We start from the raw sequence: 21,814 nt of genomic DNA, 5'->3' as shown, positions 1-21,814 counted from the left end.
GGCCGGCGTGCAAGTTGGCTGCTACTTGCGACCGTACTTGGCGGTAAAGCTGGCCTTGCCCAGCGAGTTGCCGTTGATGGTGAAGCCGGTGAGCGCGGCCGTGGCGTCGGCTGGCACATCGAGCTGGTCGACCTTGAGCGCATGCACGGTGAAGATGTAGCGGTGCGGCTTGTCGCCTTGCGGCGGGCAGACGCCGCCCCAGCCAGCCACGCCGTAGTCGATGCGCGCATGGCTCGCGCCCTTGGGCAGGTTGGCGCCGCCCACTGCGCCGGCGTCGGGCTTGAGTTCGGTGATGTCGGCCGGGATGTTGATGACCATCCAGTGCCACCAGCCCGAGCCGGTCGGCGCATCGGGGTCGTACACCGTGACGGCGAAGCTCTTGGTGCCCTTGGGCGCACCGCTCCATTGGAGCGCGGGCGACTTGTTCTCGCCCGAGCAGCCGAAGCCATTGAATTCAAAGCTCTTCGGGATCATGCCGCCAGCCTTGAAGTCGGGGCTGGTGAGCTGAAAGCCGGTGGCCTGCGCCAGTGTGGCGGTGCCGACCGGGGCGGCCGCGAGAACTGTATGTTTCATGGGTTTCTCCTGAATGTGAGAACCCGATGATGGTACGAACCGGTGCGCTTTGCTAGCTGCACCGCATCAATGGCCGCGCAGGAGGTGTCAGCTCAGGTGTTTGCCCACAATCCCGGCCAGCTCAAACATCGTCACCTGCGGTTTGCCAAACACCGGCAGCAGCTTGGCATCGGCATTGATGGCGCGCTTGTTGGCGGCGTCTTGCAGCCCTTCGGCCTTGATGTAGTCCCACAGCTTTTTGATCACTTGGGTGCGCGCCACCGGCTCGGCGCCGATCACCGCGGCCAGCGCATCGCTGGGTTTAAGGCCCGTGCCCGGTGTGGTTTTGCGGGCGACCTTGGTCTTGGCGGTTTTGGCCGGTACTTTTTTGGCAGCCACCTTTTTAGCAGCAGCTTTTTTCGCAGCGGGGGCCGCCGCTGTCTTGGCGGCCACCGTCTTGCCAAACGGGGTCTTGACGGTGCCGGTCCTGGCTGCAGCCGGTTTGCGCGGCGGGAATTTGGACGGCGCAAACTCAAAGTTCACCTTGTCGGCTTCCTTGTCCCAGGCCAGCATGGCCTTGAAGGGGCGGCGCGTGCGCATGGAAACGAACTTGTCGAGCAGATCGGTTTTGCCGGTGGCTAACAGCTTGCTCATCTGCTCGCGCTCAATCGGTTGCTGCAAGATGACCTGGCCGGTCTTGAAGTCGCAGTTGGGCGTGGGTTGGGCCAGTGTGGGCACTGACTTTTCGCAGATGTAGTTCTTGCCGAGTTCAAACACACCACTGCCGCACTTGGGGCAGGCGCCCAGCGACTGCTGGCCGCTGAAATCCACAATCTCGCCGGTCTCGGCGTTTTTGTCGTCGCCAAAATCAAATTCCAGCTTGTAGTTTTTTGTTTCCTCATCAAACTTGATCACCATCTCGGCGGTAAAGGGCCAGCCCGCCTTGGAGCGAAAGCCCTCCAGCGGGCCGATTTTTTTGTCACGCAAAAATTGCTCGACTTCGGCCGTTTCAAAGGTGCGGCCTGCGGGGGTTTTGCCAAAGCTGAAGCCGCAGCCGTCCTCGCCGTTTTTGCCGGTGCAGGTGTAGCGCCGGTAGTTTTCCTTGATGACGCCACCGCAGTTGGGGCAGGGGGTTTGCAGCGTCGCGTAGTCACCGGGAATGGTGTCCTTGTCGTAGCCCTTGGCCTTGTTGACGAGGCGCTCCGTCATGGTCGCGATGTCGGCCATGAAGGATTCACGGCTCAGCTGGCCATGCTCCATTTGCGCCAGCTTGTGCTCCCACTCGCCCGTCAGCTCGGCCTTGGAGAGCTCCTCCACACCCAGGCCGCGCAGCAGCGTCATGAGCTGGAAGGCCTTGGCCGTCGGGATCAGCTCGCGGCCTTCGCGCAGCATGTACTTCTCGGCGATCAGGCCCTCGATGGTGGCGGCGCGGGTGGCCGGCGTGCCCAGGCCTTTTTCCTGCATGGCTTCACGCAGCTCGTCGTCGTCAATGGTTTTGCCGGCGCCTTCCATGGCGCCCAGCAAGGTGGCCTCGGTATAGCGGGCCGGGGGCCGGGTTTTCAGGCCTTTGGCGTCCACCGCTTCGGCCGCTACCCGCTCGCCGGGTTTGACCGGCACCAGGCTTTGCCCCTTGTCGCCTTCCTTGGCGTCAGCCACTTCTTCGGCCGCTTCCTTGCCGTAGATCGCCAGCCAGCCGGGCTTGACCAGCACCTTGCCTTCGGTCTTGAAGCTGTGGCCGACCGACAACGAAATGCGCGTCGTCACCAGGTATTCGGCGCTCGGGAAAAACACCGCCATGAAGCGGCGCACCACCAGGTCATAAATCTTTTGCTCCGCCTCAGACAAACCGCTGGGCGCCTGCAGCGTGGGGATGATGGCAAAGTGATCGCTGACCTTGGCGTTGTCAAAAATGCGCTTGCTGGGCCTGATGTAGTTGCCCTTGAGCGCCGTCGCCGCATGCGGCGCCAAGTGCTTCATGCCGCTGTTGGCGAGCATTTCAAAGGTCTGCCTGACCACCGGAACGTAGTCTTCGGGCAGCGCGCGTGAATCGGTACGCGGGTAGGTCAGCGCCTTGTGGCGCTCGTACAGGCTCTGCGCAATAGAGAGCGTGGTCTTCGCGGAAAAGCCGAACTTGCCGTTGGCCTCGCGCTGCAAGGAGGTCAGGTCAAACAGCAGCCCCGCCGCCTGCGTGGTGGGTTTGGATTCTTCGGTCACCGTGGCGGTCTTGCCGCGCACCGCCTCGGCAATGGCCCGCGCTTCACGCTCGGACCAGACGCGGTCGGCCCTCAGCTCGGCATCGGGTTCGGCATTGTCTGCATTGGCTGCGGCTTTCTTCCACTTCGGGTCAAACCACTTGGCGTTGTATTCACCGGCTTCGGCCAGAAACGTGGCGTGAACTTCCCAGTAGTCGCGGCTGACAAACTTGCGGATTTTTTCTTCGCGCTCCACCACCACCGACAGCGTCGGCGTCTGCACGCGGCCCACGGTGGTTAAAAAGAAACCGCCGTCACGCGAGTTGAAGGCCGTCATGGCCCGCGTACCGTTGATGCCGACCAGCCAGTCGGCCTCCGAGCGGCAGCGCGCCGCGTCGGCCAGCGGCTGCATCTGCGCATCGGTGCGCAGCGAGGCAAAGCCGTCGCGAATCGCGGCAGGCGTCATGGACTGCAGCCATAGCCGCTTGACCGGGTGGGTGCTTTTGGCGTACTGCTGAATCAGCCGAAAGATCAGCTCCCCCTCGCGGCCGGCGTCGCAGGCGTTGACGATGGCGCCCACGTCCTTGCGCTTGGCGAGCTTGACGATGGCGTTGAGCCGGGTTTTGGTCTTGTCGATCGGTTTCAAGTCAAAGTAAGGCGGAATCACCGGCAGGTGGGCAAAGCTCCACTTGCCGCGCTTCACGTCAAACTCCTCGGGCGCCTGGATCTCCAGCAGGTGGCCGACCGCCGACGTGACCAGCCAGTCGTCGCTTTCAAAGTACTCGTCGTGCTTTTCAAACTTGCCCGCAGTGGGCGTGATGGCACGCACAATGTCTTGTGCCACCGAGGGTTTTTCTGCAATGACCAGAGTTTTCATAAGTACTTCTTCAAATTTATTACTTCTTCGGGAAAAATTTCCCCGCTTTCCGTAGCGATGACTTTTTTCATCTTGCCCGCCAAAAAAGCTTCTACAGCCGGGCGCCTCAAGCGCCTCACTACAATACGACTTCTCGCGCGCATGCGCTCGCGGGTGTGCACGCACACGCGCACATGCATGAATTAACCATACCAAAAAAATACGCCGTGTCAAAAATCCAGGCCTCCGCACCCCCTTCCCCGTCTGCAAAGTCCGCTCAGCGGGCAAGCAGCAGCGACAGCCGCCGCATTCAAACCCGACTTTCGGGCGTGCATGGCAAGGGCGTATACGCCCTGCAGGACATGGCCGAAGGCGAGACACTGATTGAGTATGTGGGCGAGGTCATCAACTGGAAAGAGGCGCTGCGCCGCCACCCGCACGACCCGACCGACCCCAACCACACGTTTTACTTTCACATCGACGAAGACCATGTGATTGATGCCAAGCAGGGCGGCAACTCCTCGCGCTGGATCAACCACAGCTGCAAACCCAACTGCGAGGCCGACGAAGAGGGCGGGCGCGTGTTCATCAAGGCGCTGCGCAACATCCTGGCGGGCGAAGAGCTGTTTTACGACTACGGCCTGATCATTGACGCCAAGTACACCAAGAAGCTGTTGGCCGAATACCCCTGCTGGTGCGGCGCCAAAAGCTGCCGGGGCACCCTGCTGGCACCCAAGGACAAAGACAAAAAGAAGTCCGAAAAGAAGGCTGAAAAGAACGCCGGCAAGAAAAAGAGCAAGAAGGTCTGAGCCGGGGAATTTGCCGTGGTCCCCTTGTGAACGCTTGTGATCTCTTTATTGACCGCCCCCATTCGCTGGCCTGCCGAGGCTATTTGGGAGGCCTTGGCACCCGCCTTGCCGGGTTTCACGGTCGAGATACTGCCCGAGATCGATTCGAGCAACACCGAGCTGATGCGGCGCTTCAGGGGCAACGCCAGCACGCCGCCCCGGCCCGAGCCGGTGCTGCTGGTGGCCGAGCAGCAAAGCGCCGGGCGCGGGCGGCTGGGCCGCAGCTGGCACAGCCGGCGCGGCGACAGCCTGACATTTTCACTGGGCCTGCCTTTGCAGCCGGCCGACTGGTCGGGCCTGTCGCTGGTGGTCGGCATCAGCCTGGCGGAGAGCCTTGACCCCGAAAATACCGGCAACACCCGGATTGGCCTGAAATGGCCCAACGACCTGTGGCTTTCTGGTCCGCAAGGTGAGCGCAAGCTGGCCGGCATCCTGGTGGAAACGGCCAACTGGGAAGGCCTTCGCTATGTGGTGATCGGTGTGGGCATCAACATCCGGGGGCTTCAGCTTCCCCCGCCTTCTGAAGCGGCACCTGCCATGGCCACCCTCCCACCGGGCTGCCTGCAGGAGCTGCACCCGCGTATCGACGCGGCCGAGACGCTGCTGCGCGTGTTGCCGCCGCTGGTGCAGGCGGTGCAGGCCTTTGAACACTTCGGCTTTGCGCCGTTTCAGGCCCGTTTTGCCGCGCGCGACAGGCTGTCGGGTCGGGCCGTGCAGCTGTCGGACGGCACCCAGGGCACGGCGCACGGCGTCGGCGAAAACGGCGCCCTGCTGGTGCATACTGCGGCTGGCATGAAAGAAATCACCAGCTCCGAAGTCAGCGTGCGGCCTGTTTCAACGGCTAGCGCTGCGAACCGCCTGAAAGACGCGCCTCCATGCTGAGAGTGCTGGTGCTTGCGCTGCTGCTGAGCAATGCGGGCTACTTTGCCTGGACGCACGGCCTGCTGGCCGACTACGGTTTTGCCCCTGCCATCCAGTCAGAGCCGCAGCGCCTGGCGCAGCAGATCCGGCCCGAGGCCATGCGCCTGCTGAGCGCGAGCGAAGCACGGCAACTTGCAGGCAGCCCGCCTTCCGCCGCAGTGACGCCCGCCGCCGCCGAGTGCCTGCAGGCCGGCCTCTTCACCGAGCAACAGGCCGGCGCACTGCGAACCCGCCTGCAAAGCAGCCTGCCCGCCGGTAGCTGGTCGCTTGAAAGCAGCGTGGAGCCGGGTCGCTGGATTGTCTACATGGGCCAATACACCAACGAAGAAGCCCTGGCCAAAAAACGCGGCGAGCTGCGCCAGCTGGGCCTGTCGGTCGAGCCGCTGGTCAACCCGGCGCTGGGCCCCGGCCTTTCACTCGGCCACTTCAGCGCGCAAGCCGACGCCGAGCGCGAGCTGGCCAAAGCCGTCCAACGCGGCGTGCGCACCGCCAAGGTGGTGCTGGAGCGGCCCGAAGAGAGCGGCCTGTGGCTCAAGCTGCCTGCGGTCGATGCCTCGCTGCGGGCCCGGCTGGAAGCGCTCAAGCCGCAGCTTGAAGGCAAGACGCTGCAGACCTGCCGTTAATGGGGCGTTGCACGCCAGTACCGCCACTCAGAGATAACAAAACATAGCGAACCATGAAAATCGAAAAAAACACCGCCGTCACCTTGCGCTTCAAGGTATCCGATGCCCAAGGCAAGTTTATTGAGGAAAGCAGCGACCCCATGGTCTACCTGCATGGCGGCTACGGCAACACGCTACCTAAGATCGAGGAAGCGCTGGAGGGCCAGGAGCCCGGCTTCCAGACCGTGCTCGCATTGCAGGCCGAAGACGCCTTCGGCCTGCGCGACGAGAGCCTGATGCGCACCATTCCACGCAGCCAGTTTCCGCCCGGTGTAAAGGTGGGCGGGCAGCTCGAAGGCCGCGGCAGCGACGGCCGCGAGCAGGTGTTCAACGTCTCGAAAATCAAGGGCGACATCGTCCTGCTGGACGGCAACCATCCGCTGGCCGGCAAGGCCCTGCGCTTTACCTTGAAAGTCATCGATGTGCGCGCCGCTTCTGAAGAAGAGATGGCGCACAAACATGTGCATGGCGAGCACGGGCACCAGCACTGAGGTATTGGCGCGGCAGGCTGGAACAACGCAGCCCGAGCGACCTCAGGCGGGGCGGCGCATGCGGAACAACTGCTCCGGCCCGATGGTGAAATAATCCGCCGCGCCGCCGCCGCGCAGCACATGTCCGGCGGCGGCGGTGTCGTACACGCCGTCTTTCAGCAAAGCCTGGTCGATATGCACCGCCACCACCTCGCCGAGCACCAGCCAGGTAGGCAGCTTGTCGCCGCTGGCAGCCTGAAGCTGCACGATCTGCGTGCAGCGGCACTCAAACGAGACCGGGCTCTCAAGCACGCGCGGCACCGCAATCAGGCGCGAAGCCACCGGCGTCAGGCCCGCCAGAGCGAATTCACTGACCTCGGGCGGCACCGCGGCGCTGGTCTGGTTCATGGCCTCAGCCAGCGGGCGCGTCACCAGGTTCCAGGCAAACTCGCCGGTCTGCTCGATGTTGTGCACCGTGTCTTTGTGGCCAACGCTGGCAAAGCCGACGATGGGCGGCGTGTAGTTGAAGGCGTTGAAAAAGCTGTAGGGCGCCAGGTTCAGCGCGCCCGCTGCACTGCGCGACGAAATCCAGCCGATCGGGCGCGGCCCGACGATGGCATTGAAAGGATCGTGCGGCAGGCGGTGGCCGTCACGGGGTTCGTAAAAGTGAATGGCATTGGGCACGGGCAACTCCGCGGTGAACTGGGTGTGGAGCTGACGATAACCGAAACCGCCCCAACGGGTGTCGCCCACTTGCGGCCGGGATTAAGATGACACTGCAAACTGCAGCACCGCGCTGAAGGTCTGGACACCATCACTTTTAAACACCCATGAATTCTGTATCCCCCGCCCCTTTTGCCGATGCGGCAGACACCTGGAACCGGCGCTTCGAGGCCGAACTCTACCTTTTCGGCACCGAGCCCAACGCCTGGCTGCGCGAGTACGCTGGCGTGTGGCAGCCCGGCCAGCGCGTGCTGTGCGTGGCCGACGGCGAAGGCCGCAACAGCGTCTGGCTGGCTGGCCAGGGCCTGGTGGTCGACGCTTTTGACATCGCCAGCGTCGGCGTGGCCAAGGCGCGCAGGCTGGCCGCGGAAAAAGGCGTGTCAGTGAACTTTGCCGTCAGCGACTGCGACGCCTACCCGTGGCCGCTGGACACCTACGATGGCGTCGCGGCAGTCTTCGTGCAGTTCGCCGATCCGGCGATGCGCGAGCGCCTGTTCTCGAACATGAAGCGCTGTCTCAAGCCCGGCGGTACCCTGATGCTGCAGGGCTACACGCCCAGGCAACTCGACTACAAGACCGGCGGACCACCGCAGGTTTCGCACCTCTACACCGAGGCGTTGTTGCGCGAGGCATTCGCCGATTTTGAGCTGCTCCACCTGCGCGAATACGAGGCAGAGCTGACCGAAGGCGACAGGCATCATGGCCGCTCAGCGCTGATCGGTCTCGTCGCACGGCGTCGATGAATCATCGGTGCTCCATACCGACCATCGATGCCGCCCGCCAACGCATTGGCCGCACTGCTGGCGGCCGGGCGACGCGTCGCTATGTTTTTTATAGCTGTAAGCACCAGTCCTGCATGGGTTAGAGGCCATTTTTATACATGAAAACCAGCCCGGCGCTGCCATCCGTCTGGATCATGCTGTTTGCGCTGACGAGCGCGTTTGCGCTCAGCCAGGCCTATCGCACGGTCGCCACCATCATGGCCGCGCCCTTGCAGGCCGACTTTCACTTGAGCGCGCAAGACCTGGGCCTGTTCGCAGGCGCCTTTCACTTCGCGTTTGGCGCCATGCAATTGTTCATGGGCATTGGCATTGACCTGCATGGCGTGCGGCGCACGGTGCTGGCGGCGTTTCCCATTGCGATTGCCGGCTCGGCCCTGTCGGCACTGGCCAGCAGTTTCGGCGTGCTGGTGGCCGGCCAAGTGCTGATCGGCATTGGCTGCGCGCCGGCGTTTCTGGTGTGTACCGTGTTTATCGCGCGGCACCTGCCCAGCGACCGCTTTGCCGCGATTTCCGGGCTTACGCTGGGCCTGGGCGGCATCGGCATGCTGCTCACCGGCACGCCGCTGGCATGGCTGATACAGGCCACATCCTGGCGCATGGGCTATTGGGTACTGGGCGGGTTGGCCGCGCTGGCCTGGCTGCTGATTTATGCGCTGGTGCACGAGCCTGCACCGCCCGCGGCGGTCACGAAGGCGAGGCAGGCGCACAAGAAGGAAACCCTGCGCCAAGCCATCGGCAAATTTGGCGCGCTGCTCCTGTTGCCGCATACGCTGGGCATTGTGCTGCTGGGCAGCGTGGGCTACGCCTCTTTCATTTCGCTGCGCGGCCTGTGGCTCGGGCCCATGCTGATGCAGCGCCACGGCTTCTCGCTGGTGCAATGCGGCAACGTGGCGCTGGTGATGTCGCTGGCGTCGCTGATCGGACCGCCGCTGTTTGGCCGGCTGGACCCGGGCCCGCTCCACCGCCGCCGCTGGATCGTCGGCTTCACGCTGCTGTTCTCTGGCCTGTTTGCCGCATTTGCCTTGACGCACAGCACCCTTATCGACGTGGCCGACCCCATCATGATTGGCGCGCTGTCGGGTTACCTGGTGCTGCAGTACGCCGATGTACGCGCGGCCTACCCCGCCGCCCTCACGGGCCGCGCCATGGCGGTGTTCACCATGGCCATGTTCATGGGCGTGGCCGCCATGCAATGGCTGACCGGCATCGTGGCCTCAGTGGCAATCGCCCATGGCACAGACCCGTTCACGGCTGTGCTGGCCAGCATCGCCGCGCTGCTGGCGGCAGGGGCGCTGGCGTTTACCCTGTTGCCGGGGCCGGCGCACCAAGCCTGAAACAGGCTATTGTTTTAATAGTTGCTTGCGCCCGCGCTATTTGGGCTAGCGGTATTTTTATGCTTGAAAAAGCCGCGGTACTTCGCCGTGGACGAAGTACCGCGCTGATATAGAGCGCCGGCCAAGCCACTGCTGCGCAGGTGGCCCGGCCGCGAAGGTTTACTTGTTCGCGTCTTTGACGGCTTCCTTGGCGTCGCCATAGGACTTCTGGGCACCGCCCGAAATTTGCTTGCCAAGGCCCTTGACCTGCTGCTCTTTGCTGCCGACCATTTTTCCCGCAGCTTCCTGCACTTTGCCAGCGGTTTGCTTGGTGGCGCCTTTGACTTGATCCTTGTTCATCTTCAACTCCTTGAAATTTCGACTTGATAAATCCAGGCCAAGCCTGGCGCGACGAGTCGCGGGTCAGCGTTTCGTCGTTAGGCGCTAACCAATTACCACGATACCGGTGCCCGCTCAGTGGTAAGTAGGCCAGCTCCCACAGAGTCTGTCGGCGCACCCCGCAAAGGCCATGACAACCCGCGCCGGTTCGACAGATTCAGCGAGGTCACACAAGTGTTTGGGAACATATTTCCCCGTAATCATTCGTGCCGCCGAGTTCCTTTGCAGCAACGCAGCGCTGGCTATATGACCCGCTTACCGGCATGATGCCTGTCACAAACTGTTATTAGATGTGTTGAGAGGTTGGTGATTCCCGGATGGCGACTCTTATTCCTGCAATCGGTACCTGCGTTTCGCGCATGACACCCGGCGAACGGCGACTGGCCGAACGGCTTGAACAAAAACTCGACGACGACTACCTGCTCTGGTACGACGTGCCGGTGGGCCCCAGGCATTTACACCCTGACTTTGTGGTGATGCATCCCCGGCGTGGCCTGCTGATTCTGGAGGTGAAGGACTGGAGCACAAAAATCATTCAGCACGCCGACAAGCAAAGCTGGCAGGTCTTTATTGACGGCATGCTGAAGACCCCGCCCAACCCCGCTGAACAAGCCCGGCAACATGCGCATGCGGTGGTAGACGCCCTCAAGCGCGACCCGCAGTTGGTGCATGCCGACGGCAAGTACCAAGGCGGGCTGGCCTTTCCCTGGAGTTATGGCGTCGTGTTTCCCAACATCACGCGCAAGCAATTCACGGAAGGCCAGCTGGATCAGGTCATTGAGCCGCATCAGGTTGTTTGCAGCGACGAAATGCTGGAAAAAGTGGAAGCCGAAGACCTGCAAAGCCGCCTGTGGGGCATGTTCCCCTACATGATGCGCGGCGTCATGTCGCTGCCGCAGCTCGACCGCGTGCGCTGGATCATGTTCCCCGAAGTGCGCGTGCAAACGCAGGGCGCACTGTTTGACGACAGCGATGGCGAGGCTGAACTGCCCAGCATCATGCGCGTGATGGACCTGCAGCAGGAGCAACTGGCGCGGTCCTTGGGCGACGGCCACCGCGTGATTCACGGCGTGGCCGGTTCCGGCAAAACCATGATCCTCGGCTACCGCGCCGAGTACCTGGCCAAGGCGCACACGGCAGCGTCCAAGCCCATCCTCATTCTTTGCTACAACGAGCCGCTGGCGGTGAAGCTCGCCTCGGTGATGGAGGCCAAGGGCCTTTCCAGCATGGTGCATGCGCGGCATTTTCACAAATGGTGCCGAGACCAACTGGTCACGTATGGTCAAACGCTGCCTGGACAGATAGGGCGCGATCAGTACGTTGTAGAGCTTGTGCAACGTGTCATCCACGGCGTTGACCGCAAGCAGATTCCGTCGGGCCAGTATCAGGCCATCCTCATTGACGAAGGCCACGACTTTGCCCCCGAGTGGCTCAAGCTCGTCACGCAAATGGTGGACCCGACGACCAACAGCCTGTTGCTGCTGTATGACGATGCGCAGAGCATTTATGAGCGCAGCCGCAGCAAACAGTTCAGCTTCAAAAGCGTCGGCGTGCAGGCGCAAGGCCGCACCACGATTCTGAAAATCAACTACCGCAACACCAAACAGATTTTGCAAACCGCCAGCCTGATTGCGGCGGACCTGCTGACAGCGGACGACAAAGACGATGACGGCATTCCGCTGCTCAAGCCCATCAGCTGCGGGCGCGATGGCGAGGCACCGCTGATCATCCGCTTGCCCAACCTGCGCGCCGAGGCGACCAAGATTGCCGATCTGCTGAACGCCGCCCACCAAGAGGGCCACGCGTGGGGCGATATGGCCGTTATTTGCCGACGCTACGACGAGATGGACGAATGCGCCCAAGCACTGAGCCGCTGGCAGCTGCCGCATCAGGTGCGCAAAGGCGCAGGCAGCTTCAACCCCAATGACGACACCATCAAGGTGCTGACCATGCACGCCAGCAAGGGGCTGGAGTTTCCGGTGGTGGCGCTGATGGGGGTGGGGCAGATGCCTGCGCAAGGGGAGGATGAGCGGGAGGAGGCGAGGTTGTTTTATGTGGGGGCGACGCGGGCGACGCATCGGCTGGTGATTACGGCGAGTGGGGATGGGGAGTTTGGCAAGAAGCTGCATGGATGAAAAGAGAAATCGCAGTCGCATCGCGCCAGCTTTTTGGCGAGTCCCGACAAGAAATGGCCAAAATTTGTCCTTGGAGAAGATATGACTGACCGAAGTGCCGTTGATACGATAAGAGGATATTTCTACCAATTCGACATGTCGATACGGAGTGTGTTGGGCTTGGCAAACGACACCGATTCGATTTCGATCGAATGCGTCGAGGACATAGACCTACGAACAGCATCCGACGTGACGGCGGTCCAGTGCAAGTATTACGCCAAGACGGAATACAACCACTCGGTCATCAAGGAGGCAATGAGATACATGCTGTCCCACTTCAAGGAAGCCAAGGCCGGAACCAAGCCGAAAGTATCGTATGTAATTCGGGGACACTACGCTTCCGGCCAAGAGAAACTAATCGACGGCATCGACATCGAGTTCCTAAAAAAGCACTTCCTCACGTACACGACCAAGAAGGTAGAGCATTGCCGCCATGTTGAGCTGGGCCTCACCGATTGCGATCTGACCGAATTCCTAGCGCTCCTGACTGTGGACATAAACGCGCTGGAGTTCGACAAGCAATTTCAGGAGGTTATCAAGCAGCTGCAAGTGACGTTCGATTGCAAGCCGTTCTCCGCGGAATTTTTCTACTACAACAACGCACTTCGCGTCATAAGGGAACTGTCGATCCGGCCAAGTCCCGCCGACCGCACGATCACAAAGAAAGCGTTCTTGCAAAGAGTGAATACTTCCAGCATTCTGTTCAACGAATGGTTCGTGCAGAAGAAAGGGAAAAAGATGCACCTGGCTGCGCTTCGCAAAGAATATTTCACAGCCCTCAACATTTCGCCGTTCGAGCGTTTCTTCCTCGTCGAAATAGATTCGGCTTCGTATATCCGCGATGAATTGAAAGAACTCGTTTTCGTCCTGTCCAAGAAATGGTCGAAAACCTTAAAACTCGAACCAAACTCGTTCTGTCCGTACCTGTTCATCCAAGGCATTCCTGAAGGGGAACTGCTTACTCTGAAAAATGAACTCAGAGAGGAGGGGTTCAAGTTTGTAGATGGATACGACTACAAGGACGCGGACTTCAGCGCCAACTCAATCGCTCAGAAGGCGACCCACGTCAATGGCATAAAAATCAAGATACTGAACTCGTTAAGTAATTTGGAGGAAACCGTGAAATCGATTGTGAAGACTAGAAAAATCTACCAATTCCACCTTGGGCAAAGCTACTTCGCATACGAGAACCCGTCAATAAGCCACGTCAAGATCCAAGTACAGCAATTGTCTGACATCAAGGGAGTGATTTAATATGAAAAACGAAACTACGACTGACAACATCAACGCGCAGGTAATCGCGGTCTTTCCTGATAAGGTCAGGATCGTCGTAGATGATCTCGAAAACTTTAAAATCGCGGAAGAGTCCTTGAAGGTCGGGTCGTATTTGAAGATCGCCGACAACGAAAATGCAGTACTAATCGCGATCATCGAGAATTTCCAAATCGCCGTCAGCGAAGGGAAGAGGGACTATGTCATCGAGGCTTTCCCGCTGGGCATACTCAGGGACGGAAAGTTCGAACGAGGAGGCGATTCGCTTGCCATACCCCCCAAGGAGGTCCAACCAGCCACGATTGACGATATCAAGAAGATTTATGAAGACTCAATAAAACCGTCTGAGAGTTTCTGCTTCTCAACCCTCGCCTCCAACAAAGAAGTGAAGGTTCCGATAAACGGAAACAAGTTCTTCAACAAACACATTGCCATCGTTGGTTCCACTGGATCTGGCAAATCTCATACGGTAGCGAAAATCATTCAGAACGCGGTCGCTGAGAAAAACGGGAATTTCTCGCTCAACAACTCACATGTAATCATTTTTGATATCCACTCCGAATACAAATCGGCTTTTCCAGATGCGAATTTCATCGACATTTCCAACTTGACGTTGCCCTACTGGATGCTGAACAGCGAAGAACTGGAAGAGTTCTTCCTGGATACTGAAGCTAACGACCACAACCAAAGAAACATATTCAAGGAAGCGATCGTTCAGGATCGGCGGGCAAATTTCAAAGGAACTGAGGGCGACAAGCAGAAGATCCACCTGGATTCTCCGTGCCTGTTCGATATTCGAAATGTTCTCAAATACGCGATTGAAAAGAATACGGAATATATCGACTCTGGCGAGGTATACGCCGCCAGCAACAAAGAAAAAGCCGGACAACCGAAAATGACCCAAGGCAGCCTTCATGGGAAGCTCACCAATTTCGTTAGCCGCTTGGAAAACAAGGTCAATGACAGCAGGCTGGACTTTTTTCTGGGCGAGAAATCGAAAAGTATCACATTCGAAGAGACCCTTCAGACCCTACTCGGGTACTCATCCCTGAACAAATCAAACGTGACCGTGATCGATCTGAGCGGTGTGCCGTTCGAAGTCTTGAGTATCACGGTGTCGCTTATCTCGCGGCTGGTCTTCGAATACGGATACTTCTATAAGCGCCTGAGATGCGCGAAGGATCCGAATGAAAAGATCAATAACGACGTCCCAATTCTCCTGGTGTACGAAGAGGCACACAAGTACGTCCCGAACAGCGAGCTTTCAAAATATCGATCTTCGAAGATATCAATCGAGAGAATCGCGAAGGAAGGCCGGAAATACGGGGTCACCTTGCTGTTGGCCAGCCAGAGGCCGTCCGAAATTTCGGAGACGATATTCTCACAGTGCAATAACTTCATCGCGATGCGGCTTACGAATCCTGTGGATCAGGGGTACGTCAAGAAACTGCTGCCGGACTCGCTCGGTTCGTTGATCGACAAGATGACCTCGTTTAGGCAAGGCGAAGCCTTGCTAGTCGGAGAGTCAATTATTCTGCCGTCCATCGTTCAAATTGATCCGTGCTCGAATGCTCCTTCTTCGAACGACATACCTTACTGGGAATTGTGGAAAGAAGAATGGAAGGAGATGGAGATAGCAGCGATCAAGGCGGAGTGGTACAAGTAGTCGTGCTGCTCTCGCTGACGCACGGTGGACTACAGGTAGGCCCGCGTCGATGTACAGATGCGGGCAGTATCGCGCTGCCGCCCGCTCCCATCCCAAGGAACCCCCATGACCGATCTCTCCACCTTCCCCATCACCCACAAATGGCCCGCCCAGCATCCCGAGCGGCTGCAGCTCTACTCGCTGCCCACGCCCAACGGCGTCAAGGTGTCGATCATGCTGGAAGAGACCGGCCTGCCCTACGAGCCGCATCTGGTCAGCTTCGAGACCAACGACCAGCTGTCGCCGGAATTTCTGTCGCTCAACCCCAACAACAAGATTCCGGCCATCCTCGACCCCAACGGGCCCGGTGGCAAGCCGCTGGCGCTGTTCGAGTCCGGCGCGATTCTGATCTATTTGGCCGAGAAAACCGGCCAATTCATCCCGCAGGATGCGGCGCAGCGCTACGAGACGATCCAGTGGCTGATGTGGCAGATGGGCGGCATTGGCCCGATGTTTGGGCAGTTGGGCTTCTTCCACAAGTTCGCTGGCAAAGACTATGAGGACAAACGCCCGCGTGACCGCTACGTGGCGGAGGCCAAGCGCCTGCTGGGCGTGCTGAACCAGCGGCTCGCCAGCCGCACCTGGATCATGGGCGATGCCTACACCATCGCCGACATCGCCACCTTTCCCTGGGTGCGCAACCTGATCGGCTTCTACGAGGCGGGTGAGCTGGTGGGCATCAACGATTTTCCGCATGTCACGCGAGCACTGGCGGCGTTTGTGGCACGGCCGGCTGTGGTGCGCGGGATTGGGATTCCGCAGCGGGCTTGATTGACCGTAATTTACTCTCGATTTAGTAGCTTCTCACGCAGGTGAGACGCGGGCTAGAGCCTGATTTTGCATAAAGTTTTGGCTTTCAGCCCACGTCGCGTGAGCCGATTCAACAAAAATACGGCTCACATATTGAGCCGTATTGACTAGAATGCGGCTCATGACCACCCAAGATTACCCCGCTCAAAAAACCTACATCTGGCAACACCCCGGCTGGCCGAAGCTCGTGTTTGAAGCCGGGGCACTGGCCAATGACTTGAATTTGGCCCACCTGCAGCAGGGTCGCTTGCTGGGCCTGCTGGATGCCATTGGCTTGTCCGACTCGCAGGAGATCGCCCGCGAGCTATGGGTGCAAGAAGCGATGGCCACGGCGGCGATTGAAGGCGAAAAACTCGATCTGGCGGCGGTGCGGTCTTCCGTGGCGCACAGGCTGGGTTTGGCCGACGCACCCACGCATGACCGCCATGTGGACGGCCTGGTGCAGGTCATGCAAGACGCCACAAACGGCTACCAGGCGGTGCTGGACAGTGACCGCTTGTGCCGCTGGCAGTCTGCCCTGTTTCCGGGGGGCACCTCGGGCCTGCGTCGCATTGCTGTTGGACGCTTGCGCGACCACACCGACCCGATGCAGATCGTCAGCGGACGTTTGGGGCACGAGGTGGTGCATTACACCGCGCCACCCTCAAGCCGGGTGGCGGTTGAGATGCAGCAGTTCCTTGCGTGGTTTGAGGCCACGCGGCCCGCACACACGCAGGTCAATGGAACGCCGCCGCGCGTCGCTACACCCGGCATCAACGGCATTGCCCGCGCGGCGATCGCTCACCTGTGGTTTGAATCCATTCACCCGTTTGAAGACGGCAATGGTCGACTTGGGCGCGCCATTGTGGACATGGCACTGGCGCAGGATTTGGGCTCTCCCGCCCGAATGTTTGGCATGTCGCGGCAACTGCTGGCGTCCAGAGTCGCGTATTACGACGCCTTGAGCCAGGCGCAATCTGGCACGCCGGCGGACTCTCTGGATGTGACGCCCTGGGTGCAATGGTTTGTGCAGGCTTTCACCAACGGCTGCATCCAGTCCCAGGCGGTGGTGAAGCAGGCCGTGGACAAGGCCGCGTTCAGGCTGCGTGCTTCCAGCTGCTCGATCAATGAACGTCAGACCAAAGTGTTGAACCGTTTGCTGGAAGCCGGGAGCAGTGAATTGGGGGGCGGTTTTTTGGGCGGCATGAGCGCCGAGAAGTACAGCAAGATAGCGGGCGCGTCCAAAGCGACAGCCACACGTGATCTCGCAGACCTGCTGAGCAAAGGCTTGCTCAGGGTTGAAGGTATCGGCAAGGCCACCCGGTATGCGGTCAACGTGGAGGGCTGGAGCCGGCCGCGGGCGAGTTGATGTTCCCAGCCGCTACCATTACCCCCAAATACACACAGGGACTCCATGGCATCTGATCTCGTCGCAGTCGAAAACCGCCTTTGGGCTACCGCTGACCAACTCTGGGCCAACACCGGCCTCAAACCTTCCGAATTTTCCACGCCCGTGCTGGGCCTGATCTTTTTGCGCCATGCCGACAAGCGCTTCACCCAGGTTGAGGCCGCGCTGGCCGCCAAGGGCATCCCGGCGGACGAGCGCGAGGCCATGGACTACCACGCCGAGGGCGTGCTCTACTTGCCGCTGGAGGCCCGCATTTCGTATCTGGTCACCCTGACCGAAAGCGCCAACCTGGGCAAGGCGATTGGCACCGCCATGGCGCTGGTGGAGCAGCACAACCCCGAGTTGCAGGGCGTGCTGCCGCGCGGCTACAACCTGCTGCCCAACGCCACGCTGGTCGAACTGCTGCGCCTGTTAGCGGCGGTCGATCTGGATGGCGACGCCTTCGGCAAGGTCTATGAATACTTCCTCGGCAACTTTGCGCTGAAAGAGGGGCAAAAGGGCGGCGTGTTCTTCACCCCCACCAGCATCGTCAAACTGATTGTGGAAATCTTGCAGCCCTACCACGGCCGCATTGGCGACTTGGCTTGCGGCTCGGGCGGCATGTTTGTGCAGTCGGCCGCTTTTGTGCAGCGCCACAAACGCAACGCCACCACCGAGCTGACCGTGTTCGGCACCGAAAAATCCAGCGACACCGTCAAGCTCGCCAAGATGAACCTGGCGGTGCATGGCCTGTCGGGCGACATTCGCGAGGCCAACACCTACTACGAAGACCCGCACAAGGTGCTGGGCAAGTTCGATTTTGTGATGGCGAATCCGCCGTTCAATGTCTCGGGCGTGGACAAAGACCGCATCAAGGACGACGCCCGCTTCCCGCTCGGCCTGCCCAGCACCGACAACGCCAACTACCTGTGGATTCAGCTCTTTCACTCGGCCTTGAACGACACCGGGCGCGCCGGTTTCGTGATGGCCAACTCGGCGGGCGACGCCCGGGGCAGCGAGATGGAAATCCGCAAAAAGCTGATCCAGAGCGGCAGCGTGGACGTGATCGTCAGCATTGGCTCCAACTTTTTCTACACCGTCGCGCTGCCCTGCACGTTGTGGTTTTTTGACAAGGCCAAAGCCAAGTTGCCCAAGACCAGCCCGCGCAAGGACCAAGTGCTGTTTCTGGATGCGCGGCCCTTCTTCAAACAGGTCACTCGCTCGACGCGCGAGTTCACGCCCGAACAACTGGAGTTGCTGGCCAACGTGGTGCGGCTGCATCGCGGAGAAGCGCCGGAGTTCGACGCGGGCAGTCAGGCGCTGCTGATTGATCGCTTTCCGGGCGGCGTGTATGCCGATGTGGCGGGGCTGTGCAAGGCGGCTTCGCGGGCCGAGATTGAGGCGCAGGGCTGGAGTCTGAATCCGGGGCGCTATGTCGGCGTGGGGGCAAGGGCGGCGGATGAGTTTGATTTTGTGGAGCGGCTGGAAGAGTTGAATGAAGGGCTTGAACTACTCAACATAGAAGCCAGCGACTTACAGGCTCAGATTGCCGTCAATGTTGCTTCAATGCTTGAGCGCGTCATATGAGCCCCATTGAATGGCCGAAAGTGAAACTGGCTGACTATGTTGATTTGTTAAGCGGCTTTCCATTCAAGAGTGCAGGTTTCAGCACGGCGTCTGATGACATTCCTCTCGTCAAGGGAGAGAACGTGCATCAGGGCTTCATCGACTGGAACAAGGCGAAGCGATGGCCCAAAAATCAAGTTGATGGGTTGGATAAGTACTGGCTTAAACCCGGCGACGTGGTTCTTGCAATGGATCGCCCGTGGATCGAAGCTGGGCTCAAGCAGGCGTGCATTTGCGAACACGACCCAGCCTCGCTTCTTGTCCAGCGAGTAAGCAGACTGCGTGGTGAAAACGGACTTTTAACGGACTATTTGCGCCACCTGATTGGTAGCTCAATGTTCACGGACTACATCAAGCCAATCGTTACTGGCACCAGCGTGCCACACATCAGTGGAGCTCAGATCAAGAGCTTTGAGTTCCGGCTTCCACCGCTACCAATGCAGCGCCGCATCGCCTCCATCCTCTCCGCCTACGACGACCTGATCGAAAACAACACTCGGCGCATCGCGATTCTGGAGGAGATGGCCCGGCGCCTCTACGAAGAGTGGTTTGTCCGCTTCCGTTTTCCCGGCCATGAGGGATCAGCTATGACTGGGGGGCTGCCCGCCGGATGGTGCCGAGCGACTCTTGGCAGCATCACGACCAAGATCGGTAGCGGCGCTACGCCGCGCGGTGGCAAGTCAGCCTACTTTGATTCCGGGGTCACGCTCATTCGGAGCCAGAACATCTTTGACTACAACTTCGTCGATAAAGGCTTGGCTTTTCTTGATGACGATCAGGCGGCGCAGTTGCAAGGCGTGGCGGTCGAGCCTGATGATGTCCTCTTAAATATTACCGGCGCTTCTGTTGCACGGTGCTGCATGGTGGCACGACGCCATTTGCCCGCCCGAGTCAATCAGCACGTCATGCTCATTCGAGCAGACTCAGTAAGGATGGAACCAAGTTACTTACTGTGTGCAATCAACTCGGTGGAGATGAAGCGCCAACTGCTAGCCTATGCGCAGACCGGCTCTACTCGCGAGGCGTTGACAAGGGAAATGATGTCGCAGTTCGCAGTTTTATTACCAGACCACGGGACGCTACGCAAGTTTGGAAAGATTGCCGGTGATATCTTCCGACAGCGTGAAATCCTTGCAGACAAGAACGCCAACCTCCGCACCACCCGCGATTTCCTGCTCCCCAAACTCATCTCCGGCGAGCTGGACGTGTCCGCGCTGCCGGAACCACAGGCCGAAACCGCATGAACTCTGGTGATCTGACCCTGCTGCTCGACCGCTTGCTGGCTCAAACGGATGAACACGAGTGGCTGGAGTTCAAGCACAACGACGACCCGCACACCATTGGCGAATACATCTCCGCGCTGGCCAATGCCGCCGCGCTGGATGGCGAGCCCTGCGGCTACCAGGTGTGGGGCCTTGAGGACGGTACGCGCCGGGTGGTGGGCACCACATTCAAACCGGCCACCACCAAGCACAAGAGCCAGATTCTCGACCTCTGGCTGCACCAGTACCTGCGCCCCAAGCTGGATTTTCGTTTTGAGGCTTTTGACTACCAAGGCCTGCCCGTGGTGTTACTGCGCGTGCCGGCGGCGGTGGCGCAGCCGGTGAGCTTCCATGAGGTGGAGTACATCCGTATCCACAGCGCCAAGGTCAAACTCGCCAGCCACGCCGACAAAGAAGCGCGGTTGTGGGCGCGGCTCAACACCCGGGGCGATTGGTCGGCCGAATTGGTGAGCCCGGCCAGCGTGGCCGACCTGGACCCCACCGCGCTGGCCGAGGGCCGCCTGCGCTTTGCCGAGAAGCATCCGCACCTGGCGGACGAGGTGACGGACTGGGATGTACCCACGTTGCTGTCCAAGCTCAAGCTCAGCCGGAGTGGGCAACTGACCCGTGCCGCGCTGCTGCTATTCGGCAAAGACGAGGCGGCGCAGTACCTGCCACTACCGCCCCAGGTGTCGTGGGTGCTCAAGGATGCCGATGGCACGATGCTGGATTACCACCACTATGGCCTGCTGCTGCTGCTGGTGCCCGATGCGCTGTTTGCTCGCATACAAAACCTGACCGTGCGCTACCTGCGGCCGGGCACGCTGTTTCCCACCGAGGTGCCCCAGGTACGACCCTTGGGTGATCCGCGAAGCTTTGCACAACGCCATTGCGCACCAAGACTATGCGGTAAACGGACGGGTCAATGTGGTTCAGAAACCAGACCAACTGGCGTTCAGCAATATGGGTAGTTTCCTACCCGGTAAGGTGGAGAGCCTGCTGGCGCAGGACCGCTCGCCTGAGCAGTATCGCAATCCTTGTCTAACCCAGGCGATGGTGGCTTTGAAGCTGATTGACACGGTGGGTAGTGGTATTCGGCGCATGTTTGTTGAGCAGCGCAAGCGCTTGTTTCCGCTGCCGGATTACCTGATTGAGCCAGAGCAGCGGCGGGTGGAGGTACGCATTACCGGGCGCATCGTCGATGAACGCTACGCGCAGGTGCTGGTGCAACATCCCGAACTGTCATTGATGGACGTTTTTTTACTGGACAAAGTGCAAAAGCGCCTGCCCATCAGCACTGCTGAGGCCAAGGCCTTGCGTGCGCGCAAACTTATTGAGGGCCGGGTGACAAATCTCCATGTATCGGCACAGATGGCCAAGGTGATGGGCGATCAGGCTCAATACATCCTGGACAAAGGCTTTGAGAAAGACTTTTATTTGATGTGGGTGCTCAAACGCTTGCGCATGGAGCCGTGCAAGCGGGCCGATCTGGAGCGGGTGTTATTAAGCAAACTGCCAGAGATTTTGGACGCCGAGCAGAAAAGGAACAAGGTGAAAAACCTGCTGGCAGAAATGTCACGCAGCTTGCTCATCACCCCAGACGGCAAACGCGGGCCAACGGCGGTGTGGCGATTGCTGCCCGCGGGCTTGGATAAAGTGGCTAAAGAAGGCCAAAGTTAGCCAAGGATTTATCCGGTTCGATGTGGATTATTTTTCTTAAGTTGTTGATTTTAAACATTTTTTCTTGGATAAAAAGAGATATCGCAGGAAGTCCGTTCATTCACATCTGCCGCCAGTTCCGGCGATCTGGACGTTTCCACGCTGCCGGAAGCTTTCCATGAACCGCCAACCCTCTGACTGTCATTGCGAGCGAAGCGCGGC

Annotated in this window: 19 protein-coding genes; 15 read left to right on the top strand and 4 right to left on the bottom strand. The window is 59.7% G+C overall.

Going from position 1 to position 21,814, the window contains the following annotated elements; all coding sequences use genetic code 11:
* Nucleotides 1-21 precede the first annotated feature (21 nt).
* Together B3F77_RS05370 and B3F77_RS05365 are read right to left on the bottom strand one after the other, a co-directional pair.
* On the bottom strand, nucleotides 22-573 hold the full coding sequence (locus B3F77_RS05370; RefSeq protein ID WP_293603968.1) for a YbhB/YbcL family Raf kinase inhibitor-like protein: 552 nt from the start codon (nucleotides 571-573) through the stop codon (nucleotides 22-24).
* Between the two features lie 87 nt (nucleotides 574-660).
* The gene (locus tag B3F77_RS05365) at nucleotides 661-3,621 is read right to left on the bottom strand and encodes a DNA topoisomerase III (protein WP_293603967.1); all 2,961 of its coding nucleotides are present in this window, start codon (nucleotides 3,619-3,621) and stop codon (nucleotides 661-663) included.
* 173 nt (nucleotides 3,622-3,794) lie between these two features.
* Here B3F77_RS05365 and B3F77_RS05360 point away from each other — a divergent pair, with 173 nt between their 5' ends.
* From B3F77_RS05360 to B3F77_RS05345, 4 genes are read left to right on the top strand one after another with little or no spacing between them, the layout of a single operon-like run.
* Nucleotides 3,795-4,409, top strand: coding sequence for an SET domain-containing protein (locus B3F77_RS05360; RefSeq protein ID WP_293603966.1), 615 nt, complete (start codon nucleotides 3,795-3,797; stop codon nucleotides 4,407-4,409).
* Nucleotides 4,410-4,457: 48 nt separating this feature from the next.
* Nucleotides 4,458-5,330 carry a biotin--[acetyl-CoA-carboxylase] ligase gene (locus B3F77_RS05355; RefSeq protein ID WP_293603965.1) on the top strand — a complete coding sequence of 291 codons (873 nt, stop codon included), beginning with the start codon at nucleotides 4,458-4,460 and terminating at the stop codon, nucleotides 5,328-5,330.
* Nucleotides 5,324-5,992 carry an SPOR domain-containing protein gene (locus B3F77_RS05350; protein WP_293603964.1) on the top strand — a complete coding sequence of 223 codons (669 nt, stop codon included), beginning with the start codon at nucleotides 5,324-5,326 and terminating at the stop codon, nucleotides 5,990-5,992. The genes B3F77_RS05355 and B3F77_RS05350 overlap by 7 nt, the downstream gene beginning before the upstream one ends.
* 53 nt (nucleotides 5,993-6,045) lie before the next feature.
* Nucleotides 6,046-6,522: an FKBP-type peptidyl-prolyl cis-trans isomerase gene (locus B3F77_RS05345; protein WP_293603963.1), complete on the top strand. Its 477-nt coding sequence runs from the start codon at nucleotides 6,046-6,048 to the stop codon at nucleotides 6,520-6,522.
* A gap of 42 nt (nucleotides 6,523-6,564) precedes the next feature.
* On the opposite strand, the gene B3F77_RS05340 is transcribed toward B3F77_RS05345, so the two are convergent.
* Nucleotides 6,565-7,191, bottom strand: a complete 627-nt coding sequence (locus tag B3F77_RS05340; RefSeq protein WP_293603981.1) for a flavin reductase family protein — start codon at nucleotides 7,189-7,191, stop codon at nucleotides 6,565-6,567.
* A 140-nt stretch (nucleotides 7,192-7,331) separates the two neighbouring features.
* On the opposite strand from B3F77_RS05340, the gene B3F77_RS05335 reads away from it, so the two are divergent.
* Both B3F77_RS05335 and B3F77_RS05330 read left to right on the top strand, forming a co-directional pair.
* Nucleotides 7,332-7,967 (top strand): class I SAM-dependent methyltransferase, encoded by a 636-nt coding sequence (locus B3F77_RS05335; RefSeq protein WP_293603962.1) that lies wholly within the window; start codon nucleotides 7,332-7,334, stop codon nucleotides 7,965-7,967.
* A gap of 137 nt (nucleotides 7,968-8,104) precedes the next feature.
* Entirely contained in the window at nucleotides 8,105-9,340 is a 1,236-nt protein-coding gene (locus B3F77_RS05330) for an MFS transporter (RefSeq protein ID WP_293603961.1), read from the top strand.
* 159 nt (nucleotides 9,341-9,499) lie between these two features.
* Here the strand turns inward: B3F77_RS05330 and B3F77_RS05325 are convergent, their stop codons facing one another.
* On the bottom strand, nucleotides 9,500-9,679 hold the full coding sequence (locus B3F77_RS05325) for a CsbD family protein (protein WP_293603960.1): 180 nt from the start codon (nucleotides 9,677-9,679) through the stop codon (nucleotides 9,500-9,502).
* 356 nt (nucleotides 9,680-10,035) lie between these two features.
* Here B3F77_RS05325 and B3F77_RS05320 point away from each other — a divergent pair, with 356 nt between their 5' ends.
* The 9 genes from B3F77_RS05320 (at nucleotide 10,036) to B3F77_RS05280 (ending at nucleotide 21,613) form a co-directional block, all read left to right on the top strand.
* Nucleotides 10,036-11,853: a DEAD/DEAH box helicase gene (locus tag B3F77_RS05320; RefSeq protein ID WP_293603959.1), complete on the top strand. Its 1,818-nt coding sequence runs from the start codon at nucleotides 10,036-10,038 to the stop codon at nucleotides 11,851-11,853.
* An 81-nt stretch (nucleotides 11,854-11,934) separates the two neighbouring features.
* A complete protein-coding gene (locus B3F77_RS05315) occupies nucleotides 11,935-13,146 on the top strand; it encodes a DUF4297 family anti-phage-associated protein (RefSeq protein WP_293603958.1) in 1,212 nt (403 codons plus the stop codon).
* A 1-nt stretch (nucleotide 13,147) separates the two neighbouring features.
* Nucleotides 13,148-14,830, top strand: a complete 1,683-nt coding sequence (locus B3F77_RS05310) for an ATP-binding protein (protein WP_293603957.1) — start codon at nucleotides 13,148-13,150, stop codon at nucleotides 14,828-14,830.
* A gap of 105 nt (nucleotides 14,831-14,935) precedes the next feature.
* Nucleotides 14,936-15,640 carry a glutathione S-transferase N-terminal domain-containing protein gene (locus tag B3F77_RS05305; protein ID WP_293603956.1) on the top strand — a complete coding sequence of 235 codons (705 nt, stop codon included), beginning with the start codon at nucleotides 14,936-14,938 and terminating at the stop codon, nucleotides 15,638-15,640.
* A gap of 160 nt (nucleotides 15,641-15,800) precedes the next feature.
* Entirely contained in the window at nucleotides 15,801-17,027 is a 1,227-nt protein-coding gene (locus B3F77_RS05300) for a Fic family protein (RefSeq protein ID WP_293603955.1), read from the top strand.
* 45 nt (nucleotides 17,028-17,072) lie between these two features.
* A complete protein-coding gene (locus B3F77_RS05295; protein ID WP_293603954.1) occupies nucleotides 17,073-18,632 on the top strand; it encodes a type I restriction-modification system subunit M in 1,560 nt (519 codons plus the stop codon).
* Nucleotides 18,629-19,915: a restriction endonuclease subunit S gene (locus B3F77_RS05290; RefSeq protein ID WP_293603953.1), complete on the top strand. Its 1,287-nt coding sequence runs from the start codon at nucleotides 18,629-18,631 to the stop codon at nucleotides 19,913-19,915. Before B3F77_RS05295 ends, B3F77_RS05290 begins: the two co-directional genes overlap by 4 nt.
* Nucleotides 19,912-20,904, top strand: coding sequence for a helix-turn-helix domain-containing protein (locus B3F77_RS05285; protein ID WP_293603952.1), 993 nt, complete (start codon nucleotides 19,912-19,914; stop codon nucleotides 20,902-20,904). Before B3F77_RS05290 ends, B3F77_RS05285 begins: the two co-directional genes overlap by 4 nt.
* Nucleotides 20,897-21,613 (top strand): ATP-binding protein, encoded by a 717-nt coding sequence (locus B3F77_RS05280; RefSeq protein WP_293603951.1) that lies wholly within the window; start codon nucleotides 20,897-20,899, stop codon nucleotides 21,611-21,613. Before B3F77_RS05285 ends, B3F77_RS05280 begins: the two co-directional genes overlap by 8 nt.
* The last annotated feature ends 201 nt before the right edge of the window (nucleotides 21,614-21,814 follow it).

The organism is Polaromonas sp. UBA4122 (assembly GCA_002381615.1).
Taxonomy (GTDB): Bacteria; Pseudomonadota; Gammaproteobacteria; order Burkholderiales; family Burkholderiaceae_C; genus Polaromonas.
The sequence above is the reverse complement of the archived record's forward strand: the minus strand, read 5'-3'. Positions and strand labels throughout refer to the sequence as shown.